Consider the following 21,945-nt stretch of genomic DNA (forward strand, 5'->3'; position numbering starts at 1 on the left):
CAGCATCCAGCTTGTGACCAACCGTGAGGGATTCATGAATTTCAGAATGAAAGAAAGTTTGCTTCTTCTGCTGCTGTTCCTCGTTGCCACGGCCGCGAGTGCGCAGGAGCGGCCTCGTCGCGGCTCGTTGGAATGGTATCGCAACGGTCCGCAGAAAAATTGGAGTGCGGCCGACCACGAAGATTACTATCGCTGGCGCGAACGGGTGCGTGAAAAAATGCTGCGCAAAGCCGCCGGCAGCAACGACAATCTGGCGCCGCGCCAGCGCGCGATTATCAACGGCAACAAGATCACCACGGAAATCTGGAACTACGGCTCGATCTCCAGCCCCGGGAACCGGACGACCGACATCGTGTGGGAGGGTTTGGGCTACGGCTATGAATTTGCACCGTTCATTGCCGCGGAAATCGAGGTGCCGCCGCGCAGCCATCGCGATGCCTACATCAAACGCGATGCCGCCGGCAATCCGGTGATCAAACCCAACGGCGACACCATGTGGGTGGCGATTTGCATCAGCGATGGTTTGATTTCCAACGGCGGCGAGGTCTCACCCGACGGCAAGGAATTCTGGGGCTGGGAGCCGCTCGCCTCCAGCGATGACGGCCGCATCCCCTATGCCAATCCGCAAAGCAACCGCATCCCGACGGTGAATGATCTGGACCGCGATGGCGACGGCAAGCCCGACAGTTGGCCGGACGGCTGGTACAACCCGAATTTGAAGCGTTACGTCTGGCCGGGCGCGCTGCGCCAGGGCGCGAGCAATGCCGACATGGAATCGTTCTTCGTGTGCGATGACCGCCGCAACAAGGAGTTCCAGTACTACCCCTTTGTGAATGATTCGACCCGCCGCGGCCTCGGTCTGGAAGTGGAATTTCGCTATTATCAATGGTCGAATCCGCTCGCCGAAGACATCATCTTTCTGATCTACAAAATCACCAACAAGAGCGACAAGGACCTGCACAATGTCTATTTCGGCATGTGGGGTGATCCCCACATTGGCGGGCCGAGCAACTGGCAGGATGATCTTTCCTTCTTTGATCGCTCGCTCAACATGGTTTACTCCTGGGACGAGGACGGCAAAAGCGACGTGGCCGGCCGCGCGCCGGGTTATTTCGGTTACAAATTTCTGGAAAGCCCCGGCAATCCGCTGGACGGCATCGACAATGACAACGACGGTTACATTGATGAAAGCCAGACCGACGGCCTCGACAACGATGGCGACTGGGTGGCGGACAAGCACGATGTCGGCGTGGACGGCGTGCCCAACACCGGCGATCGCGGCGAAGGCGACGGCGTGCCCACCGCCGGCGACCCCTTCGATATTCGCGAACCGGGCGAACCGAATTTCGAATTCACCGATCTGGATGAATCCGATCAGATCGGCCTGACCAGTTTTGCGGCGCCGCCCTTTGGCGGGCAGAATGTGATCTCCGCGGATGAGTACATCTTCCGCAACTACATGACAGCGGGCAAATTCGATTCTGCCAATGCCACACAGGCGGGCGATTATGTGTTTCTCTATGGCTCCGGCCCGATCGAGCTCCCCGCCAAGGCGATTCGCCGCTTTTCGATCGCGCTGCTGGTGGGACAGGATTTGGAGGATTTGCTGCTTAACGCGCAGACCGCGCAGCAGATTTACGAAATCAACTACCAGTTTGCCAAGCCGCCGGAGAAACCGACGGTGACGGCGGTGCCGGGCGACCGCAAAGTCACGTTGTATTGGGACAACGTGGCGGAGTCCTCGTTTGATCCGGTTTCCGAAAAGTTCGACTTCGAGGGCTACGTCATCTATCGCAGCACGGATCCGAATTTTCTCGACCAGCAGGTGATCACCGATGCCAACGGCACGCGCTTTCTGTTCGAGCCATTGAAAACGGTCACCGGTGCGCCCGCGCGCTTTGATCTGGTCAACGAGTACAGCGGGCTGAGCACCGTGCCCTACCCGGGACGGGGGGTGTCCTATTATCTCGGCAACAACTCCGGCTTGCGCCATGCCTTCATCGACTCCAACAACGTGATCAACGGCCAGACTTACTACTATGCGGTGGTTGCCTATGATCACGGCGATGTCGCGCAGAAAATCGCGCCGACCGAATGTTCGAAGAACATCACGCTGAATCCTGAGAGCAACGAATTGATTCTGGACGTCAATACCGTGCGGGTGGTGCCGCGCGCACCGAGCGCCGGCTATGTGGTCAGTGCCCTGGAAGACAATGGCGAAACCCATCGCATCACACACCGCAGCGGTGTGGCCACCGGCACGCTGAAGATCGAAATCGTCGATCCGCGGGCGGTGGAGGATAACAACGAGTTTCACGTGCGCTTTGCCACCAACCCTGTGCGCTACAGTGTGGAGGACATGAAGCCGGTGATTCACACCTTCAACGCGCGGGTGAATCAATTCGTGCGCATGCCGCATCTCAATGTCAATGACACCACCTTCGTGCTTACCACCGCCGATGGCCGGCGCTTGTTCACGCGCGGCACGGACTATGAGCTGCAGCCGGAGGCCGGATTCGTGCGGGTGCTGCCGGGCGGCGCCATCAGCGAGAGCCAGGCTCTGCGTGCGGTGTTTCGTTATTTCGCCATCAAGGACAGCCGGTTGCTCAATTTTGAAGAGGCCAATCCGTTTTTCGACGGCATGCGGCTGTTCGTGCAGGATGTGCCGCTCAATCTCGATGCCAGCCGCAGCGGCTGGACGTCCACGAGCAAATCCAATTATCTCGCCAGTGTCAAACCGTTCAATGGTGTCGATCGCAACAAGTATCCGGCGGATTATGAGATCCGCTTCTTCAACACCATTGTGGACAGTAGTGCCCGGCCGGGCTTCGGCTTCATCAAGTCCAAAATCGAAGTGTGGGAGGTGACCCGCGGCCGCATCCCCAAGAAGCAGCGCATGGTCTATCTGGAAACGGTGAAGGTTGACAGCCTGTGGACGCCGAATGAGCGCGCCGTGATCCTGCTGGGCGATCAGGGCCTGGTGCAGACCTGGGAGTTCACCTTCCAGCCGCCGTCCAGCAATCCCGTTGCGCCCGCGGCCGGGGATGTGTATTTCATCGCCACCAGCCGGCCGTTCACCGCGGAAGACGTCTACAGTTTCAAAACCAAAGCTGCGCACGTGGATGAGGCACTCGCCGCCAATTCGCTCGACCGCATCCGTGTCGTGCCCAATCCCTATGTCGTCACCAATATTATCGAGCCACTCGACCGGCAGAATCCGCGCGACCGCGGCGAACGCCGGCTCTATTTCGATTTGCTGCCCAAGGATTGCACCATCCGGATTTTCACGGTCACCGGCGAGCTGGTGGACATCCTCGAGCATCACTCCACCATCGACAATGGCCAGGCCTTCTGGAACCTGACCACGCGCGATAATTTCCCGCTGGCCTACGGCATTTACCTGTATCATGTGGATGCCGGTCCGCTCGGACAAAAGATCGGGCGGTTCGCAGTGATCAAGTGAGCACACGGCGGGCAGCGTCAGGGCCGGCCGGCGGGCGGTTTCCGCCGCCGAGGTCACCTGCCGCACAACTTTCTGGAGCGAAAACATGAGAAGATGGTTCCGCAGTCTGACCCTGCTTTTGGCGACGGCAGCGGCCGTGCAGGCACAGGTGGATAACACACAAACCATCACTAAGACCGGCACCACCGTCGCGCAGTTTCTGAAGATCGGCGTGGATGCACGCGGCACGGCCATGGGCGGCGCCTTCGCCGCGATGGCCGGCGACTTGAGCGCGATGTATTGGAACCCCGCGGGGCTGGGGCATTATCAGGGTTTGGGGGCGATGTTCGTGCACAACGAATGGCTGGCCGGCATGAATTTCAATTATGCCGCCGTGGGTTTCGAAGTGCGGGGGCTGGGCACGCTGGGTTTGAGCGTGACGAGCTTGAGCACGCCGGAGGATTTTGTCCGCACCGTTGAACAGCCGGAAGGCACCGGCGAATTGTTCACCGCCAGCGATTTGGCGTTGGGCCTGACCTTCGCACGCCGGCTGACTGACCGTTTTGCCATCGGCAGCACCGCCAAGTTCATCCGCCAGAACATCTGGCACATGAGTGCGAATGCCGTGGCGCTCGATATCGGTGCCCTGTTCACCACCCCCTTTCGCAACATCCGATTGGGTGCGTGTATCAGCAATTTCGGCAGTGATCTTCGCCTCGATGGCCGTGACATCCGCTTCAGCAATGATCCCGATCCGTTCAATGAAGGCAATGTCGAATTTGTCAATGCGATGTATGAAACCGACAAGTTCCCGTTGCCGCTGGGCTTTCGTGTCGGGGTGGCGACGGAGATTTACCAGAACGACAACATGCGGGTAACGGTCGGCCTGGATGCGCTTCATCCCAACGACAACACCGAGAGCGTCAACACCGGTGCCGAAGTGGTGTTCAATGAAATGCTCTTCCTGCGCGGCGGCTATTCCACGCTGTTCCGCTCGGCGAGCGAAGAGGGCCTCACGCTGGGCGGTGGTCTGCACTATCGCCTGTGGGGCAGCAGCACGATCTTGAAAATCGATTATGCCTACGCCGATTTCGGCCTGCTGGAAAACGTGCAGCGTTTTTCGCTGGCCGTGAGTTTCTGAGCCGGCGTGCCCGCGCTCTCTGCGCCCGTCCTGTCCGGGAAGCAAAAACCCCTCTGTGCAGCCTTCCGCTGTGCAGAGGGTTTTCTATTGCGGCCGGGCGGCAGGAGGAACTGGCATTTGTGGAAAAATCTTTTAGCTTATGCCGGTCACCTGGTCAGCGACAGAACCGCGCGCCGCTGTCGCGGCATGATGCCGCCGGTGCAGTGGACTGCGGCAGGCGCACACACCAGTGCGCCCGGCCAATGAGATTGCCTGCGAGAAGTGCGGGCGGCATCAATGATGGAAGCGGTGCGCGACACATCGGCATTTTTTTCTACTGAACAGGGTTATCGCCTGTCATGCGGCGGACATCTTTTCAGGTGCGGGCACGCTGCCGGCGTTGCAGCGCCCCCCGGCTCAGTCGCAGGCGGAACGTTTTCGAATCGATGCGAATTTCATGGCGGCCGGCTTTCCTGTCAGGCATGATGAGTCTTGTAAAACAACGGGCACACCGGCGATTGATACAGGATTGTTTTGTGATGCCACCCCGCCGGCCCGCCTGATTTCAGGAAACCCAAAGGAGTTTGACTCATGACCAAACTGGTGCTCTTGCGTCACGGCGAAAGTGTGTGGAACAAGGAGAACCGCTTCACCGGCTGGACCGATGTGGATTTGTCCGAACGAGGCCTCGCGGAGGCGCATGCTGCCGGCAGGGTGTTGAAAGAGAACGGCTATGTTTTCGATGTGGCCTACACCTCGGTGCTCAAACGCGCCATCCGCACGTTGTGGCTCGTGCTCGATGAAATGGATCTCATGTGGATTCCGGTGCACCGCTCCTGGCGGTTGAACGAGCGCCACTATGGCGCACTGCAGGGTCTGAACAAGGCGGAAACGGCGGCCAAATTCGGCGAGGAGCAGGTGAAAATCTGGCGCCGCAGCTATGATGTGCAGCCGCCGGCGCTGGAAAAAAGTGATCCGCGCTACCCCGGCCATGATCCGCGCTATCGCCATTTGCAGGAGCATGAAATACCGCTGACCGAGTGTTTGAAAGACACCGTGGCGCGTTTTCTGCCCGACTGGCATGAGAAGATCGCACCGGCCATTCGCGCCGGCCGACGCGTGATCATTGCGGCGCACGGCAACAGCCTGCGCGCGCTGGTAAAATATCTCGACAACGTGTCCGATGCCGACATTGTCGAGTTGAACATCCCCACCGGTGTGCCGCTGGTGTATGAGCTGGATCACGATCTCAAACCGATCAGGAGCTATTATCTCGGCGATGCGGAGACCGTGAAACAGGCCATGGCAGCAGTGGCCAACCAGGGTCGGGCAAAATAAACCGCGGCGCTTTTCCCGGCAGGCCGGCACTCTTTGTCTTTGCGGGGATCACAATGCTTCCGGATGACATTCTACCGCTTCTTGGCCTGGCGCAGCGCGCCGGCAAAATCGTGATTGGTTTTGATGCCGTGCGGCGCGCGATCAACACCCGCCAGGCCGTGCTGGTGGTGTTTGCCGGAGATGCCGCCGCCGCCAGGCGCCGGGTTCTGCATCACACCGTCGCGGTTCCGCATGTGATAGTTGGCACCAAAGCGGAATGGGGAAGGTATTGGGGCCGCAGCGAGGTCGCCATGTTCGCGCTTCTCGACCGCAACTTTGCCAAAGGCATTCTCGCCAGGCTCAAGGAGCAGCCGGCGTGAAAAATTTCCACGGCTGCGGCGACCGGGACGGGCAGCCGTTGCTCTCCGCCCGCAAGGCTGAGTTGCGCGAACTTCTGCGCCGACAGCGCGCGCTTATTCCCGAGACCACCCGGGCAAGCGCCACCGCTGCCATCCTCGAGCACATGCGCATGTTGCCGTCGTTGCAACAGGCCAAAGTGGTGCACACCTACGTTTCCTTCGGCGAGGAAGTCGGCACGCATGATTTGATCCACGCCCGGCTGGCGGCGGGCGCGCCGGTGGCTGTGCCGAAAGTGATCCGGAAGGAGAAGCGGCTGGCACATTTCTTTATTCCTCATTTTGCGGCGCTGCAGCCGGGTGTGCTCGGCATTCTCGAACCCTCGCCCGAGCACGGCGCCATACCGGTTCCGGCTCCCGCCGATTTCGAAGTGATCCTCGTACCCGGTCTGGGCTTCGACCGGCGCGGCAACCGCCTGGGCTATGGCCGGGGCTATTATGACCGTTTTCTCGCTGAGACAACGGGGCTCAAAATCGCTCTGGCGTTTCACTGTCAAATTGTGGCGGGCATTCCCGTGGCGGCGCATGATCAACGCGTCGACATGATCATCACCGAGCAGGAGGTGATCCGGTGCGCGGACAGGCATGCTGTGCGCCCGCCGCGCGGATACCCTCACCCCGTCAAATGATCCTGCCTCACCGGCTGTGTTTCGAACTCATTTTCGGGAGATTGGGCTGATGCCTTCAACCATCCAGCGCCTGGCGGTGATCGGCGCCGGCACCATGGGGCGCGGTATTGCCTATGCCTCGTGTCTCGCCGGTTTCGCCACCAGGCTGTATGACGTGGCCGCGGAAATTCTCCATCAGGCGGGCACCGCCATCCTGGCGGATTTTCGCAAGGCGGTCGACAAAAAGATCATCACCGAGGAGATCGCAGCCAAGGGTTTTGCCCGCCTGCAAACCACCACCGACCTCGCCCTCGCCGCGCAGGACGCCGATTTCATCATCGAAGCCATCCCCGAACGGATCGATCTCAAGCTTGATCTGTTCGCCCGGTTGGACAAACTGGCGCCCGCATCAGCCATCTTCGCAACCAACACCTCCTCGCTCTCCATCACCGAGATGGCGGGGGCCACGCAGCGGCCCGGCCAGGTGGTCGGCATGCACTTTTTCAACCCCGTGCCGGTGATGAAACTGGTGGAGATCATTCGCGGTCTGGAATCCTCGGAAGCGGCCATCGCGCTCACGCAGGAAGTTGCGCAGCAGATGGGCAAGGAGACGGTGAGCATCAACGAATCGCCGGGCTTCATCACCACGCGCATCAACGCCCTGATCGGCAACGAAGCCTTCTACCTGCTGCAGGAGGGCGTGGCCAGTGCCCGCGAAATCGACAAAGCGTTGAAGCTCGGGCTGAATCATCCCATGGGGCCATTCGAGTTGGTCGATCTGGTGGGGCTCGATGTGCGCCTGAACATTCTCAACTTTTTGCACCAAACGCTGGGCGAGAAATTCCGGCCCTGCCCGTTGCTGGTGAAATATGTGAAAGCCGGCCGGTTGGGGAAAAAAGTCGGACGGGGAGTTTACGAGTATGTTTAGAGAATCGCGCCTCGATCATCTCCCCACTCTTACTCCTACTCGCCCTTAGTGATGATGCAGAGGCGAGTAGGAGTAGGAGTAGGAGTAAAATAAGGGTTGGTAAGGGGTAAGATAAGGCAGGAGTAATCCCACAAATCCAGGAGCCGCTCAACCCCGACCGTTTCCAAAACTCTCCTCTGCAAAAAAACGCCCGCGGGTTGTTCCTACCCGCGGGCGTTTTTTGTTGTCATGCAAACGCGGTGAATTTCCGTGTTCAATCCTTTTCCGCTTCTGTGAGCGCTGCTTGCGCCGCCGCCAGACGGGCAATCGGCACGCGGAAGGGCGAACAGCTCACGTAGTTCAGGCCGATCTGGTGGCAGAACTTCACGGTGGCCGGGTCGCCGCCATGCTCGCCACAGATGCCGACTTTGAGCTTTGGGCGCGTGTTGCGGCCGCGCTGCACGCCCCATTTCATCAACTCGCCCACGCCTTCGACATCGATGGTTTCGAAGGGATCGGACGGCAGAATTTCATGCTCGATGTAGTAGGGCAGGAACTTGCCGGCATCATCGCGCGACAGCCCGAAGGTGGTCTGGGTGAGGTCGTTGGTGCCGTAGCTGAAGAACTCGGCCTCCTGCGCGATTTGATCCGCCACCACCGCGGCACGCGGCAATTCGATCATCGTGCCAACGAGATAATCAACCTTGATGCCCTGCTCGGCAAACACACGGGCCGCGGTTTCACGCACGATTTTCGCCTGTGCCTTGAGCTCGTTGACGTGCCCGACCAGCGGAATCATGATTTCGGGGAGCACGCGCTTGCCCTGACGGGCCACCGTGCAGGCTGCTTCGAAAATGGCGCGCGCCTGCATCTCGGTGATTTCGGGATAAACCACGCCCAGGCGGCAGCCGCGGTGGCCGAGCATGGGGTTGAACTCATGCAGCGCTGCCACCTTGGCTTTGATCTTTTCCGCACTCACCCCGAGCTTGGCGGCCAGATCCGCCTGCTCGCGTTCGGTGTGCGGCAGAAATTCGTGCAGCGGCGGATCGAGCGTGCGAATGGTCACTGGCAGGCCGTCCATCACCTCGAAGAGGCCGATGAAATCCTGGCGCTGGAAGGGCAGCAGCTTGGCGAGCGCAACGCGGCGTCCGGCTTCATCGTCGGCGAGAATCATCTCGCGCACGGCATCGATGCGGTCGCCGCCAAAGAACATGTGCTCGGTGCGGCACAGGCCGATGCCCTCCGCGCCAAACGCGACGGCATTCGCCGCTTGATCGGGTTGATCGGCATTGGTGCGGATGTTGAGCTTGCGATATTTGTCCGCCCAGGCCATGATGTCGGCATAGATGCGATAGGTTTCGGACTGCTCCGGCGGCATGGTCTTTTCGAGCAGGACCTGCAGAATCTCGGAAGGCCGGGTTTTGATCGCGCCGGCAATCACTTCACCGGTGGTGCCGTCGATTGAGAGCCAGTCGCCCTCGCGCAGCGTGCGACCCCTGACCTGCAGGGTGCGGCTGCGGTAATCGATTTCGAGTGCTTCGCAGCCGGCGACACAGACTTTGCCCATCTGGCGCGCCACCAGTGCGGCATGACTGGTCATGCCGCCGCGCGCCGTCAGAATGCCTTCGGCGGCATCCATGCCTTTAATGTCTTCCGGCGAGGTTTCGATGCGGACGAGAATGACCTTTTCGCCACGCTTGCTCCACGCCACCGCATCTTCGGCATTGAAGACGATTTTGCCGGCGGCGGCGCCCGGGCCGGCATTCAAGCCTTTGGCCAGCAGATTGCCGCTGGCGATGGCGGCCTGTTTTTCGCGGGCGTCGAAAATCGGGCGCAACAGTTGGTTGAGGGCATTGGGATCGAGGCGGACGAGCGCGTCCTCCTTTTTGATCAACTTTTCCGCCACCATGTCATGGGCAATCTTGAAGGCGGCAAACGCGGTGCGCTTGCCGTTGCGGGTTTGCAGCATCCACAGCCGGCCGTTTTGCACGGTGAACTCGATGTCCTGCATTTCTTTGTAGTGGCGTTCGAGCGTGCGGCGGATCTTCAGCAACTGCGCGTAGACCCCGGGCATTTGCTGCTCCAGGCGCGCGATCGGCTGCGGCGTGCGAATGCCGGCGACCACGTCTTCGCCCTGGGCGTTGATCAAATATTCGCCGTAGAACACGTTCTCGCCGGTGGCGGGATCGCGGGTGAAGGCCACGCCCGTGCCGCAATCATCGCCCATGTTGCCGAACACCATCGCCTGCACGTTCACGGCCGTGCCCCAGTCTTCCGGAATCTCATAGAGTTTGCGATAGGCGATGGCGCGCTCGTTCATCCAGGAACCGAACACCGCACCGATCGCGCCCCAAAGCTGCGCCCGGGGATCTTCGGGGAAATCATGGCCAGTGCGTTGCTTGATGGCCGTCTTAAATTCCTGCACCAGTTCGCGCAGTGCCGCGGCGCCCAGTTCGTTGTCGAACTTCACGCCCTGCGCCTCCTTCTTGCGGTGAAGAATCTCTTCGAAGGGATCGATGTCGTCTTTGTTCTGCGGCTTCAGGCCGAGCACGACGTCGCCGTACATCTGCACGAAGCGGCGGTAGCAATCGTAGGCGAAGCGTTCATTGCCGGTGCGGGCGATCAGGCCCTGCACGGTTTCATCGTTCAAGCCGAGATTGAGCACGGTGTCCATCATGCCCGGCATGGAAACGCGCGCGCCGGAGCGCACCGACACCAGCAGCGGGTTTTCCCGGCTGCCGAATTTCGCGCCCATGATTTTTTCGACCTGCGCCAGGGCGGCCTCGACCTGCTTTTCCAGGCCCCTGGGGTAACGGCGGTTGTTCTGATAAAACGCGGTGCAGACTTCGGTGGTGATGGTGAAGCCCGCCGGCACCGGCAAACCAATGCTCGCCATTTCCGCGAGATTGGCACCCTTGCCGCCCAGCAGATTCTTCATGCTCGCATCCCCTTCCGCCTTGCCGGCGCCGAAGGTGTACACATACTTGTTCCGAGCCTGGCCATTGCGCTTGCTTGCCAATTTCTTCAGCTTCATGCGATCGAGTTGCGCGGAACCGTCTTTGGGAAGCATTTTCCGTTTGGTTTTGGCTAACGCCATGAAATGGTCCTCCTAATAGGAATATGTGAACAGTTGGTGGTGGCTCTGCCGGCCCTTCCGTCTCATCCCTTTTGCCGGACGCTGGCACCCAGAATGGCGAGATAGCGTTCCTGGTTCTGCAAGACCTTGATCGCTTCGGCAAGATAGGGATCGTCATCGAAGGTGGCTTCGACTTTCGCGCGTGTGCCAAACAGCTTGGCGGCAATTTCCCTTTCCAGCTCGCGCGCAATGTAGTCGCGGTTGCGGTTGAAATCATCGGCTTTCAACGTTTGCAGGGCGCTTTCCAGCCGGTTGATTTCAGGCGAAAGCGTGCCGCCATAGCCCTCCTCCGCGGCTGCTTTCTTCAAATCCGCCAGCCGGTCTTCGCTTTCCGAAACGTAAGTGAAGCCCTTCTCTGCGAGGAAGGCGCGGAATTGCGCCAGCAGGTTGTCATCCACGGTGAAATTGCGCGGGAGATCACGGTGCTGGCTGGCATAGGTCAGGGCAAAATGGAAGAACAGCGACTTGCGGCGCAGTTCATACTGATAACGGTTGAGGGGCGGCACCTCGACCCGCAGATCGGGCTGGATGCCGCCGCCACCGCGCATCTCGCGCCGGTTTTTGAGGGTGTAGTAAACGTGCGTGCTGTCGTGATTGAGTTCTGCGGCAATGGTGGCCGTGCCGCTCGTGCCCTCCTCCCCCTCGCCTTCGCCCTCCTCCCGCGCCGCCTCCGGCGTATGCGGCCCGCGCAGCCGGTCGACCCGTTGAATCAAACGGCCGCTGGGGATGTAGTATTTGGCGGTGGTGATCTTCAGCGCCGCGTCGCGCGTGATCGGCACCACCGTTTGCACCAGCCCTTTGCCGAAGGTCGGCTGGCCGATGACCACGCCGCGATCATGATCCTGAATGGCGCCCGCGACAATCTCGGACGCCGAGGCGCTGAATTCATTCACCAGCACCACCAGCGGCAGATCGCCGGCAATCGGATCGACATCGGAACGGTACTCCTTCACACTTTCTTCAATGCGGCCGCGGGTCGAGACCACCAGCTCGCCCTTCCTGATGAAATTCTCGGTGACGGAGACCGCTGCCTCGAGCAGGCCGCCGGGATTGTTGCGCAGATCGAGAATCAGGCTCTTCATGCCCTTGGGCTGCAGCTCGCGAATCGCCTGGCGAATCTCATAACCGGCATTCTTGGAAAAACCCGAAAGCTTGATGTAACCCACCCCGTCGCGAATGATGCCGGAGTAACTGACGTCCAGGATGGTGATCTCCGCGCGAATCAGCCGGAATTCCAGCGGCTCCGGCTCGCCTTCCCGCTCGATCTTGAGTGTTACCGGCGTGCCGATCTCCCCGCGCAGCCGTTTGGCCACTTCGTTGATGGACAGGCCCTTGGTGCTCTGCCCGTCGATCATGATGATGCGGTCACCCTCGCGGATGCCGGCCTTGCCCGCCGGATCATCTTCGAAGGGCTGTTCGACCACGGTGGGCCAGCCCTGTTGCGCGCCGATGCGCATGCCCAGGCCGCCGTATTTGCCGGTGGTGATGATTTGCAGATGCGAGTTGGATTCGTCCTCGATCAGGGTGGTGTAGGGGTCGAGCGTCTCCAGCATGCCATTGATGCCGGCTTTCATGAACTTGTCCGGATCCACCGGCTCGACATATTTCTTCGAAATCTCCTGATAGACCAGCCCGAAGATTTCGATGTTCTTGCGGATTTCGTGAACATAATCGGCACCCACGCCCACGCCCACGCCCCAGTTGAGAAACCAGCCCACCACCGTGAGACCGGCGGCAAGCATGACCACCAGGGCGGCGGTTTGCTTCTTGAACCTCATGCGCATGACTCCTTGCTGATTCAACTGCCCGCGGCGGGCAGATTGCGAAAAGATGGCACCGCCCGCGGGGGTGGAAACCACGAACAACGGCGCCACTTGCCCTTCTGCCAGCGGCGCCTCTGCCACGGCACGCCTTCCCGGCAGACGGACAGGTGAAGAAAAGTGTAATAAGTGTCCGTCCGAAATCACTGACGTTGCAACAACGGTTCCGGCAACGGCTTGGCTGTTGCTTCAAACGCTGCAGCTTTTTTCTGAGGCTGGCTGTTTCAGACATCCCGGCTCAGCCGGAGTGGCAACGTTTGCGAACAGGCACCAATAAAAGAAGAAGTGGCGTAATTGCATCTCCCGCTGAAACCGCCAATTGCAACATTACTGTTTCAGCCACCATGCAACCGTCGCAAAAACGCCTCCCTCCCGTGTCATTGGGCGGGAATTTTGTGCAGATCCCGGCATATTGCCTGGTGTTTCACAATATCCACCGGAATGATATTTTGCGAGTCCTTCTTCCAAAAATTCAAATGACAACGCCTTCGCGCCTGCTGAGTTGCAGGCCTGCGTTATTTGCCGGGGCCGCACCCCCCGCCCGGCGGGCAACAATTCCTCCCGCCGGATTTGCAACGGCCCGGCCAGCCCGCGCAACTGCAGCCATAGACAGTTGTAAACCACAGGTCGGGTGCGATTGCAGATCGTCCTCCCGCCAACCTGCATTCAGCTCGATGCCGGTTTCGGGGGTTCCATGGCCGGCGGTTTGCCGGCGCCGCGCAAATTCACGACGCGATTCAGCAAGTCGAACCAAAAAGGTGCACCGAGCGAGGCCGCCAGCGACGTCAACACCAGACCAATGATTTTGGTGATCCACTGCCAGTCCTGTGTGCGGTCATGCTCCCAGCCGATCACCAGACCGATCCTCCTGACCGCCTGGAGATTCTTGATGGCGCGCGCCGTGCCTGCGCTGTCGGCAGCAACAGACTCCCGCAAGTAGCCTTCGGCCTGCGCCACCACTGCGGCGCGCAACACCGCATCCTGCGCCAGATTGTTGGCAATCATGATGGTGTCGGCGTTGGTCAACACCGTCACCAAGCAGGCAAAGAACAGCGTGATCTTTTGCATGCGGCGTTTGTACCAGCCCGACATGCGGTCGGCGGCATCATTGAACCACTGCTCGATCTGCTTCTGCACGGCGAGCACATTGCCCGCCGTCTGGTCCACGAAGACGCGCAGCACCTGCCGCACTTTTTCATTGGGCAGCTTGTCGACCGCGGTTTTGAGATCCTGCAACTGGCCGCTGTGGTCACGCATGACGACATCGAGCAGGGCCAGGGCAAACGAATGGGGCGGCAGATAGGACGGTTTCGCGTCGCGCCGGCTAAAAGCCTTGATGAGATGATGGTTATAAACCTGCCTCGCCAGACCTTCATAGTTGGGATCGGCGAGCAGATTGCGAATGCCGTCCGCCAGGGTGCGGGCGCGCCACTGCAACGCCTGCGCCACCACTTCATTGATGGCCGTGCAGATCAGGCCGAGCAGAAGATACACCAAAATCAAACCAATCGCAATCTCCAGGATTACCGAACCAAACATGGTTCTTGCCCTTCGCTGTCTGTGTGATCGGCCGCAAAGCGGGCTTTAACCGCTGGATCTTGCCCGGCAGCCGCAAGCGGGAGTTTATACTCGCAAGTCCAGGCGCTGGCGTAAGTGCTGAGCCACTTCGGCGCTGATGGCGGCCAGGCTTTGCGCCCCATCAATGATGACAAAGCGTTGTGCTTCGGCGGCAGCGAGCTGCAGATAGGCCTGGCGTACGCGGCGGTGGAATGCCTCATTCTCGCTTTCCAGCCGGTCTTTGGTGAGGCCATTGTGCTGCTGGCGGGCCTGCGCCACTTCCACCGGCACATCCAGGAGAAAGGTCAGATGTGGCAGCAGGCCCTGCGTGGCAAAGTGATTTACCGCACGGACGAAGTCGGGATCGAGACCGCGCCCGTGGCCCTGATAGACGGTGGTGGAATCGACGTAACGGTCGGCCACCACGATGCGGCCGGCGGCCAGTGCCGGCAGGATGCGTTCGCTGGTGATTTGGGCGCGGGCCGCAGAGTACAGCAGGAGCTCGGTGCGGTCATGCAGGCCGTGGTGGCGGGTGTCGAGCAGGATGCGGCGGATGGCTTCGGCAATCTCAACGCCACCGGGCTCGCGCACGAATTCGACCCCGGAGTATCCCGCCTGGCGCAGCCGGTCAACCAGGCGGCGGCTCTGCTCGCTTTTGCCGGAGCCATCGATGCCTTCAAAGGAGATGAAAAGGCCACTCATCAGTCAGGCTCGAACAATTCACAGTCACAAACTTTCACCGCGTGGGGGGCGGTGGCCGGCAGGGCGGTTACAGGTGCAGGAACTGCCATTTCCCGCGGCTGAAGCGCCAGAAATTGGCGGCGAAGCGGATGGTTTCATCGAACATGTGCACCAACCACACGCCCCACAATCCCCACCCGAACAAAAAGGCCACCGCGATATTGGCGCCGATTTCGAGAAAGATCACGGCGGCGATGCTGAGCCACATCAGCCATTCGAGATCGCCGGCCCCGCGCAAATTGCCCATCAACACACCATTGACCGCCTTGGGGAGCTGGGCGAGGGCAAACACTTTCAGCGGAAACAACCCCACCTGAATCACCGTGGGATCGGCGGTAAAGATGCTCAAAATCGGCTGGGAGAACACAAACAGCAGCAGCACAACGACCATGACAAAGGCATACATCACCCAGCCGGAGACTTCGGCGGTGCGCTCGGCGAGTTGCCGCCGCTCTGCGCCCAGGTTGCGGCCCATCAAGGTCATGGCCCCCAGGCCAAAGCCCATGTAGAACATCGACAGAATGGCCTGAATGCGCATGAAGGCCTGATGCGCCGCCAGCAGCGGAATGCCCAGCACCGCGACAAAACTGGTGACCACAAGCTGGCCGAAGGCCCACACCAACTGCTCGATGGTGGTGGGGAAGCCCGCCTTGAACAGCCGCTTGAGGGTGGTGAGGTTGGGCTGCGCCATTTCACGCCAGGAAAGAAAAAGCACACTTTTGCGGCTGCGCAGCAAATGGCATGTGGCCATCAAGCCCAGGGTGTGGGACACGCCGGCGGCGAGCGCGGCGCCCTGCACCTCCAGGCGCGGCAGGCCGAGCCAGCCAAAAATCAACAGCGGGGAAAGCACCAGATTGAGGGCGTTCTGGCAGAGGTTGATCAGCATGGAAAACTTGGTCTCGCCGATGCCGCGGATCACACCCAGGGCGATGAAGTTGGTGATGATGAAGGGCGAGAAAACCGCGATGGTGCGCAGGTAGCTCACGCCGGCGTGTTCGGCCTGCTGTCCGCCCTCCCTGATCAGCTTGAAAATTTGCGTCGCCCCGAAGAACCAGAACAACGCCAGGCCGATGGCGATCATCGAGCCGATGATCATGGTCTGGCCGAAGATGTGGTTGGCCTCGTGGCGCTCGCCGGCGCCCAGGTTGCGGTTGATGATGAGGGAGCTGCCCACCACAAAGGTGAGCAGCACCGTCATGCACAACACGATGACCTGAATCGCCATGCCAAAACCGGCGAAGGCCGCCGCGCTGATCCGGCCGATGAAGATCGACTCGATCGTCCAGGTGATGGTTTGCGAGGCGAGATCCACCACGGCCGGCAGCGAGGTTTTGAGCAGGTTGGCGAGCGGCGAGACTTCGGCTTTGTCCGTGGGGCGGCCGTCCGGGGAAAGCCGGTCCCGGTTTCGACGCAGCAGCCGGTGCAGCGTGAACCGCGACACCACAGGGTTTAAGCGCGGCACGAAGCTCCTCCAACATGGCAGTGAGGGCTGCGCAGCGGGGCGATCAATCGTAATACTCTAGCCCCAGATGCGTAATGAGCTCTTCGCCCTGCAGATGGCGCAAGGTGTTCTTCAGCTTCATGAGCTGGATGAAGAGATCGTGCTCGGGATAGAGATTGGGCGCGGTCTGCGGGCTTTTGAAATAGAAGGACAGCCACTCCTGAATGCCCTTCATGCCGGCACGCTTCGCCAGATCGAGAAAGAGCACGAGATCGAGCACTATGGGCGCGGCCAGAATACTGTCGCGGCACAGGAAATCGATTTTGATCTGCATGGGATAGCCCAGCCAGCCGAAGATGTCGATGTTGTCCCAGCTTTCCTTGTTGTCGCCGCGCGGCGGATAGTAATTGATCCGCACTTTGTGATAGAAATCCTTGTAGAGCTGCGGGTAGACCTCCGGCTGCAGGATGTATTCCAGCACCGAGAGCTTGCTCTCTTCTTTGGTCTTGAAGGAGTAGGGATCATCCAGGACTTCGCCGTCGCGGTTGCCCAAAATGTTGGTGGAAAACCAGCCGGAGAGGCCGAGCAGCCGCGCTTTCAAACCGGGCGCGAGGATGGTTTTCATCAGCGTTTGCCCGGTTTTGAAATCCTTGCCGCAGATCGGCGTTTCGGTTTGCCGGGCCAGCTCCACGAGCGCCGGGATGTCGGCGGTGAGATTGGGCGCGCCGTTGCCATAGGGAATGCCCTCTTTGATGGCGGCATAGGCATAAATCATGCTCGGCGCGATGGCGGGATGATTTTCGCGCAGCCCCTGCTCGAACGCCGCCAGCGACTGATGCACCGGCTCGGGCTGCAGATAGATTTCCGTGCTGCCACACCACAACATCACCAGACGGTCGAGATTGTGCCGGGCTTTGAAGTCGAGGATGTCATCGCGCACCATCTGCGCCAGCTCCCACTTGGTGTCGGCCTGCTTGACGTGGGTGCCGGAAAGGCGGCGAACGTAATCATTATGAAACACTGCCTTCCACGGCTTGATGGCGCTGAGTGCATCTTTGATGGGGTCGAGATCCTTGCGGTCGAGCACGCCGGCTTTCCTGGCGGCGACATAGCAATCATCTTCAAAAATGTCCCAGCCGCCAAAGACCAGGTCATTGAGATTGGCGAGCGGCACAAAATCTTTGATCAAGGGTGTGCGCTTTTCGGTGCGCTTGCCGAGCCGGATGGTGCCCATTTGCGTGAGTGAGCCAAAAGGTTGCGCCAGCCCGCGGCGCACGGCCTCGACACCGGCAATAAACGTGGTGGTGACGGCGCCCATGCCGGGGATCAAGACACCGAGCTTGCCGGTGGGGGCCTTGATTTTTACTGGGGAATTAGTCAAAACTGCCTCCATTTCCTGAAAACAAATTGTTGTACAGCCTGTCATGATTTAACCATTGCAACCGCACGGCCCCACAGCGCCGCGCAGCCGGGCCAGACCCGGGTAAAGGCCGGGGTGGCACTCACTTTTGGGTGACGGGCAAGAGTTCGTTTTTCGAGCCGTTTTCCATCGCCCAGATGTGATAGAGCCGTTGAATCGCAGTGAAATTGGCGAGAATCGCGATGGCGATGATCACCCAGGTCAGCACGTGTTCGCCCAGGAGCGCGCCAAAACCGAGCGAGACCACCCGCTCCGGCCGCTGCATGATGCCAACCTTGCATTCCAGCCCCAGGCCTTCCGCACGGGCACGAATGTAGCTGACCATCATTGAGCCCCCGAGCGCCACCGCGACCGCCACCGGCCGCCAGAGCGCGCGCGGATCGATGTTGACATAGAAATAAGCCAGGCCAAAAAACATGAACACTTCAGAGTAGCGGTCGAGCGCCGAATCGTAGAGGGCGCCGAATTTGGTCACACGATTGGTGGCCCGCGCCACCCGGCCGTCGATGATGTCGAACGTTCCCGCCAGCAGCACGGCGAGGCCTGCCAGCCGCAGCTCGCCAATGGCAAACAGGTAGGTGGTGCCCACGCTCAACACAAAGCCGATGGTCGTAAACCAGTTGGGATTGAGATGGTGGGAGATAAAATAATCGACGATCGGGGTGATGAGCCTGAGATACCAGTTCTTCAGGCCGTCCGGTAAGATGTTGATTTTCACAGCAGTGTTCCATCCCTCTCTTGGTGAATAAACTCCCTTCTACCTTGTCCGGCCGGGGGCGCGAGCCTGCTTCGCCGCCCGGCCTCGTGAGGTGTTGCTCCCCGCCTGCGGCGTGGGGCAGCTTCCTGCGTTCCTGCGGCATGGCTGTCCCCGGCCTCAAAAATTTTCCGCAGGTGGCCGGCGTTCACGGCCGGCTGCGGCCTTCTCCGCACCCGCGATTACCAGCACACATTCGCCTTTGAGCGTGCGGGAGGCGAGCCGGTCGAGCAACTCGGAGATACGGCCGCGCATCACTTCTTCATGCAGCTTGGTCAGTTCCCGGGCCAGCGCCGCACGCCGGTCGCCCCAAACCTCCTGAATGGTGGTCAGCGTGCGTACGACACGCTGCGGGGCTTCGTACAACACGATGGTTCGGGGTTCGTGCTTGAGCGCCTCGAAAAAGGTCTGGCGGCCTTTTTTCACCGGCGGAAATCCTTCAAAAACGAAGCGATGGGTGGGCAAACCGGAAAGGATCAATGCTGCCACGAATGCCGTCGGGCCGGGAATCGCTTCGATGGGCAGCGCATGGTCAAGCGCCTGACGCACGAGATAAAACGCAGGATCGGAAATTCCCGGTGTTCCGGCATCGGTGATGAGCGCCACGTTCTTGCCGGCGGCGAGTGCGGCAATCAGACGCGGGGCGGCCTTCCGTTCGTTGAAGCTGTGGAAACTGACCGTCGGCTTGTGAATGTCGTGACGCTGCAGCAGAATGGCTGCGCGGCGCGTATCCTCCGCCGCGATCACATCCACCGCGCGCAAGGTTTCCAGCGCGCGCAGTGTGATATCCTGCAGATTGCCGATCGGGGTGGCGACCAGAAACAACTTCCCGACTGCGCCGGCCTCTCCGGCGAAGGCCGCGCGCCCCGAGCCCGGCATGGCCGGTTGTCTTTGCACGGCAATCATGGCCGCGAGGGGCAGGGGTGACGCGCAACCTTACTGATTGTCAATCTGCGCGCGCTGCAGCTTGCCGGAATAATCGACATAGATCGTCTTGGTTTCGCTGAAAAAATCGTAAACAGGCCAGCCGCCTTCGCGATGACCGTTGCCCGTCTGCTTCACGCCACCGAAAGGCAAATGCGCCTCCGCACCAATGGTCGGACCGTTGATGTAAGTGAGGCCCGCCTGCAAATCACGCATCGCCCGAAAGGCGGCATTCACGTCGCGCGTGTAGATCGAAGAGCTCAGGCCGTAGGGCGTGCCATTCAAGACCTCGACGGCCTCGGACAGCTCACGAATTTTGATCACCGCCAGCACCGGTCCGAAAATTTCCTCCTGCGCAATGCGCATGCCCGGTGTGACACCGCTGAAAATTGTCGGGCGATAAAAGGCGCCATGACGGCACGCCCCCGCCGTGTAAATTTCCCCGCCCGTCTCCAGCTTCGCCCCCTCGGCCCTGCCAATCGCGACATAACCGGCCACCGTTTCGCGCTGCTGAAAATTGATGAGCGGCCCCACCTGCGTATCCGGCTCGAGGCCGTTGCCCAGACGCAACTTCTCCGTCTCCCGCACCAGGCGTCTCAGAAATTCCTCGTGAATCGCTTCATGCAGAATCAGGCGGCTGGTGGCGGTGCAGCGCTGGCCGGTGGTGCCAAAGGCGCCCCACAACACGCCCTGCAACGCCAGATCCAAATCAGCATCAGGCAGCACGATTTGGGCATTCTTGCCTCCCAATTCCAGCGAGACTCGCTTGAGACTGCGACCCGCCGCCACCGCAATTTGCTTGCCGACCGCGGTGGAGCCGGTGAAGGAGATCAGATTAATCTGCGCGTGCTCAACCAGTGCCATGCCCGCCTGGCTGCCGGAACCATGCACCAATTGTATCACACCCGCAGGCAGACCGGCCTCCAGCAGCAATTCAACGAAGCGGGTTGCCGTGGCGGGGGTGTCGCTCGCCGGTTTGAACACCACGGTGTTGCCGCAAACGAGCGCGGGGAAAATCTTCCACGTGGGAATTGCCAGCGGGAAATTCCAGGGTGTGATGATGCCTGCCACACCCACCGGCAGGCGTACGGTCATGCAGAACTTGTCAGGCAATTCCGAAGGGGTGGTGAAGCCGAAGAGCCGGCGGCCCTCACTTGCAGCATAGTAGGCCGTGTCGATGCCCTCCTGCACATCGCCGCGGGTCTCGCTCAGGACTTTGCCCATTTCTGTGGTCATCAGGCGCGCCAGTTCCTCCTTGTGGCGCACCAGCAGATCACCCGCACGTTTGATGATCTCTCCCCGCTTGGGCGCCGGCGTCAACCGCCATTCTGCAAATGCCGCTTGTGCTGCCGCCACCGCCCGGTCAACGTCGTTGTGATTGGAAGCGGGAAACGTGCCAATGATCTCATCCCAGTGAGCCGGATTGTGGTTATCAAAACGCTCTCCGGAAGCGGCATCACACCAGGAGCCGGCGATATAGTTTTGAAAGCTGCGGGGCACGGCGACTCCGTTAACTTGTTGGCATTTGAAGGCTTGATGATAGGAAAAATTGCCGTAAAAGTCAAGCAAGCCAAACCGCCGTGAACGTGTGAAAACGGTCCGGAAACCATTTCCACCCGCGAGGATAACGTGTCTGCGGGCTGCAACTCTGCCATATACAGTGCCTCTTGCCGCGCTACGGCTGGATTTTCCCAACGGAATTTTGGGCGTCTGTCCCCGAACGCCAACTTTTTTTGATGAAGTGTTTCTGCGACCGCTTGGTCGTTGCAGAAGAATCCCGGGGGCATACGGTTGCAAAACCCCGGCACTGTCGAGGTTGAAACGTTTTTGGCGTGACACTGTTTGGCTTGTCCAGCCACGGCTGTCAAGAAAAGCGGAAACGCAGTGCCGGCCCAAAATTCACCGGGTGGAGCCCTGCGGATTTGCCCAAAACTGGTTCTACAGTTTTACAGGGCCGACAGGGCTGTCAGTCCCGGCAGGTGTGGCGTGACGAACTTTTGATGTTTAAAGACACGAACTGTTCAACGCAGTGAGAGGAAGTCTGCGGGCAGGAGCAGCGACAGCAAGGTACCCAGGGCGATGATGCTGATGGCGATCCAGCGTTCGAGGCTGGATTCCTCGCGGAAGTAAATGATGGAACAGAACAACGTCCCCATGGTGAGCCGCATGGCCCATGGGGCATAATCACTGACCCAAATCAGCAGCCCGAGCAGCAGTACGACGGCCAGGGGCAACAACCGGTTGGAAAACGGGGATTGCACAGAGGGGTTCATGCAGCCTTCTCAAGAGGTATTGCGAACACACTGTCTTTGGCGCCGAATCCCGCGCCTGTGACAGGCGCG

16 protein-coding genes are annotated in these 21,945 nt (G+C 60.1%); 6 read left to right on the forward strand and 10 right to left on the reverse strand.

The window, feature by feature from the left end; all coding sequences use genetic code 11:
* Positions 1–34: 34 nt before the first annotated feature.
* The 6 genes from ONB52_10610 (at position 35) to ONB52_10635 (ending at position 7,831) form a co-directional block, all read left to right on the forward strand.
* Positions 35–3,463 (forward strand): hypothetical protein, encoded by a 3,429-nt coding sequence (locus ONB52_10610; protein ID MDZ7416588.1) that lies wholly within the window; start codon positions 35–37, stop codon positions 3,461–3,463.
* Between the two features lie 85 nt (positions 3,464–3,548).
* Complete coding sequence (locus ONB52_10615) at positions 3,549–4,583, forward strand: PorV/PorQ family protein (protein MDZ7416589.1); 1,035 nt, start codon at positions 3,549–3,551, stop codon at positions 4,581–4,583.
* A gap of 570 nt (positions 4,584–5,153) precedes the next feature.
* A complete protein-coding gene (gene gpmA / locus ONB52_10620; protein ID MDZ7416590.1) occupies positions 5,154–5,900 on the forward strand; it encodes a 2,3-diphosphoglycerate-dependent phosphoglycerate mutase in 747 nt (248 codons plus the stop codon).
* Positions 5,901–5,953: 53 nt separating this feature from the next.
* The gene (locus ONB52_10625; protein MDZ7416591.1) at positions 5,954–6,259 is read left to right on the forward strand and encodes a ribosomal L7Ae/L30e/S12e/Gadd45 family protein; all 306 of its coding nucleotides are present in this window, start codon (positions 5,954–5,956) and stop codon (positions 6,257–6,259) included.
* Positions 6,256–6,924, forward strand: a complete 669-nt coding sequence (locus tag ONB52_10630; GenBank protein ID MDZ7416592.1) for a 5-formyltetrahydrofolate cyclo-ligase — start codon at positions 6,256–6,258, stop codon at positions 6,922–6,924. Before ONB52_10625 ends, ONB52_10630 begins: the two co-directional genes overlap by 4 nt.
* A gap of 49 nt (positions 6,925–6,973) precedes the next feature.
* The gene (locus tag ONB52_10635; protein ID MDZ7416593.1) at positions 6,974–7,831 is read left to right on the forward strand and encodes a 3-hydroxyacyl-CoA dehydrogenase NAD-binding domain-containing protein; all 858 of its coding nucleotides are present in this window, start codon (positions 6,974–6,976) and stop codon (positions 7,829–7,831) included.
* A 253-nt stretch (positions 7,832–8,084) separates the two neighbouring features.
* Here ONB52_10635 and ppdK read toward each other — a convergent pair whose 3' ends face one another.
* From ppdK to ONB52_10685, 10 genes are all read right to left on the reverse strand, one after another.
* Entirely contained in the window at positions 8,085–10,844 is a 2,760-nt protein-coding gene (ppdK, locus tag ONB52_10640) for a pyruvate, phosphate dikinase (protein ID MDZ7416594.1), read from the reverse strand.
* A gap of 125 nt (positions 10,845–10,969) precedes the next feature.
* Complete coding sequence (locus tag ONB52_10645; protein ID MDZ7416595.1) at positions 10,970–12,724, reverse strand: S41 family peptidase; 1,755 nt, start codon at positions 12,722–12,724, stop codon at positions 10,970–10,972.
* 708 nt (positions 12,725–13,432) lie between these two features.
* Entirely contained in the window at positions 13,433–14,305 is an 873-nt protein-coding gene (locus ONB52_10650; GenBank protein ID MDZ7416596.1) for a hypothetical protein, read from the reverse strand.
* A gap of 84 nt (positions 14,306–14,389) precedes the next feature.
* Positions 14,390–15,025: a dTMP kinase gene (gene tmk, locus ONB52_10655; GenBank protein MDZ7416597.1), complete on the reverse strand. Its 636-nt coding sequence runs from the start codon at positions 15,023–15,025 to the stop codon at positions 14,390–14,392.
* A 67-nt stretch (positions 15,026–15,092) separates the two neighbouring features.
* The gene (locus tag ONB52_10660; protein MDZ7416598.1) at positions 15,093–16,526 is read right to left on the reverse strand and encodes an MATE family efflux transporter; all 1,434 of its coding nucleotides are present in this window, start codon (positions 16,524–16,526) and stop codon (positions 15,093–15,095) included.
* A gap of 43 nt (positions 16,527–16,569) precedes the next feature.
* Positions 16,570–17,898 (reverse strand): inositol-3-phosphate synthase, encoded by a 1,329-nt coding sequence (locus ONB52_10665; protein ID MDZ7416599.1) that lies wholly within the window; start codon positions 17,896–17,898, stop codon positions 16,570–16,572.
* A 109-nt stretch (positions 17,899–18,007) separates the two neighbouring features.
* Positions 18,008–18,643: a CDP-alcohol phosphatidyltransferase family protein gene (locus ONB52_10670; protein MDZ7416600.1), complete on the reverse strand. Its 636-nt coding sequence runs from the start codon at positions 18,641–18,643 to the stop codon at positions 18,008–18,010.
* A gap of 156 nt (positions 18,644–18,799) precedes the next feature.
* A complete protein-coding gene (rsmI, locus tag ONB52_10675) occupies positions 18,800–19,558 on the reverse strand; it encodes a 16S rRNA (cytidine(1402)-2'-O)-methyltransferase (protein ID MDZ7416601.1) in 759 nt (252 codons plus the stop codon).
* A 57-nt stretch (positions 19,559–19,615) separates the two neighbouring features.
* Complete coding sequence (locus ONB52_10680; GenBank protein MDZ7416602.1) at positions 19,616–21,103, reverse strand: aldehyde dehydrogenase family protein; 1,488 nt, start codon at positions 21,101–21,103, stop codon at positions 19,616–19,618.
* A 521-nt stretch (positions 21,104–21,624) separates the two neighbouring features.
* Positions 21,625–21,876, reverse strand: a complete 252-nt coding sequence (locus ONB52_10685; protein MDZ7416603.1) for a hypothetical protein — start codon at positions 21,874–21,876, stop codon at positions 21,625–21,627.
* Between the last annotated feature and the right edge of the window lie 69 nt (positions 21,877–21,945).

The organism is candidate division KSB1 bacterium (assembly GCA_034506255.1).
Taxonomy (GTDB): domain Bacteria; phylum Zhuqueibacterota; class Zhuqueibacteria; order Zhuqueibacterales; family Zhuqueibacteraceae; genus Coneutiohabitans; species Coneutiohabitans thermophilus.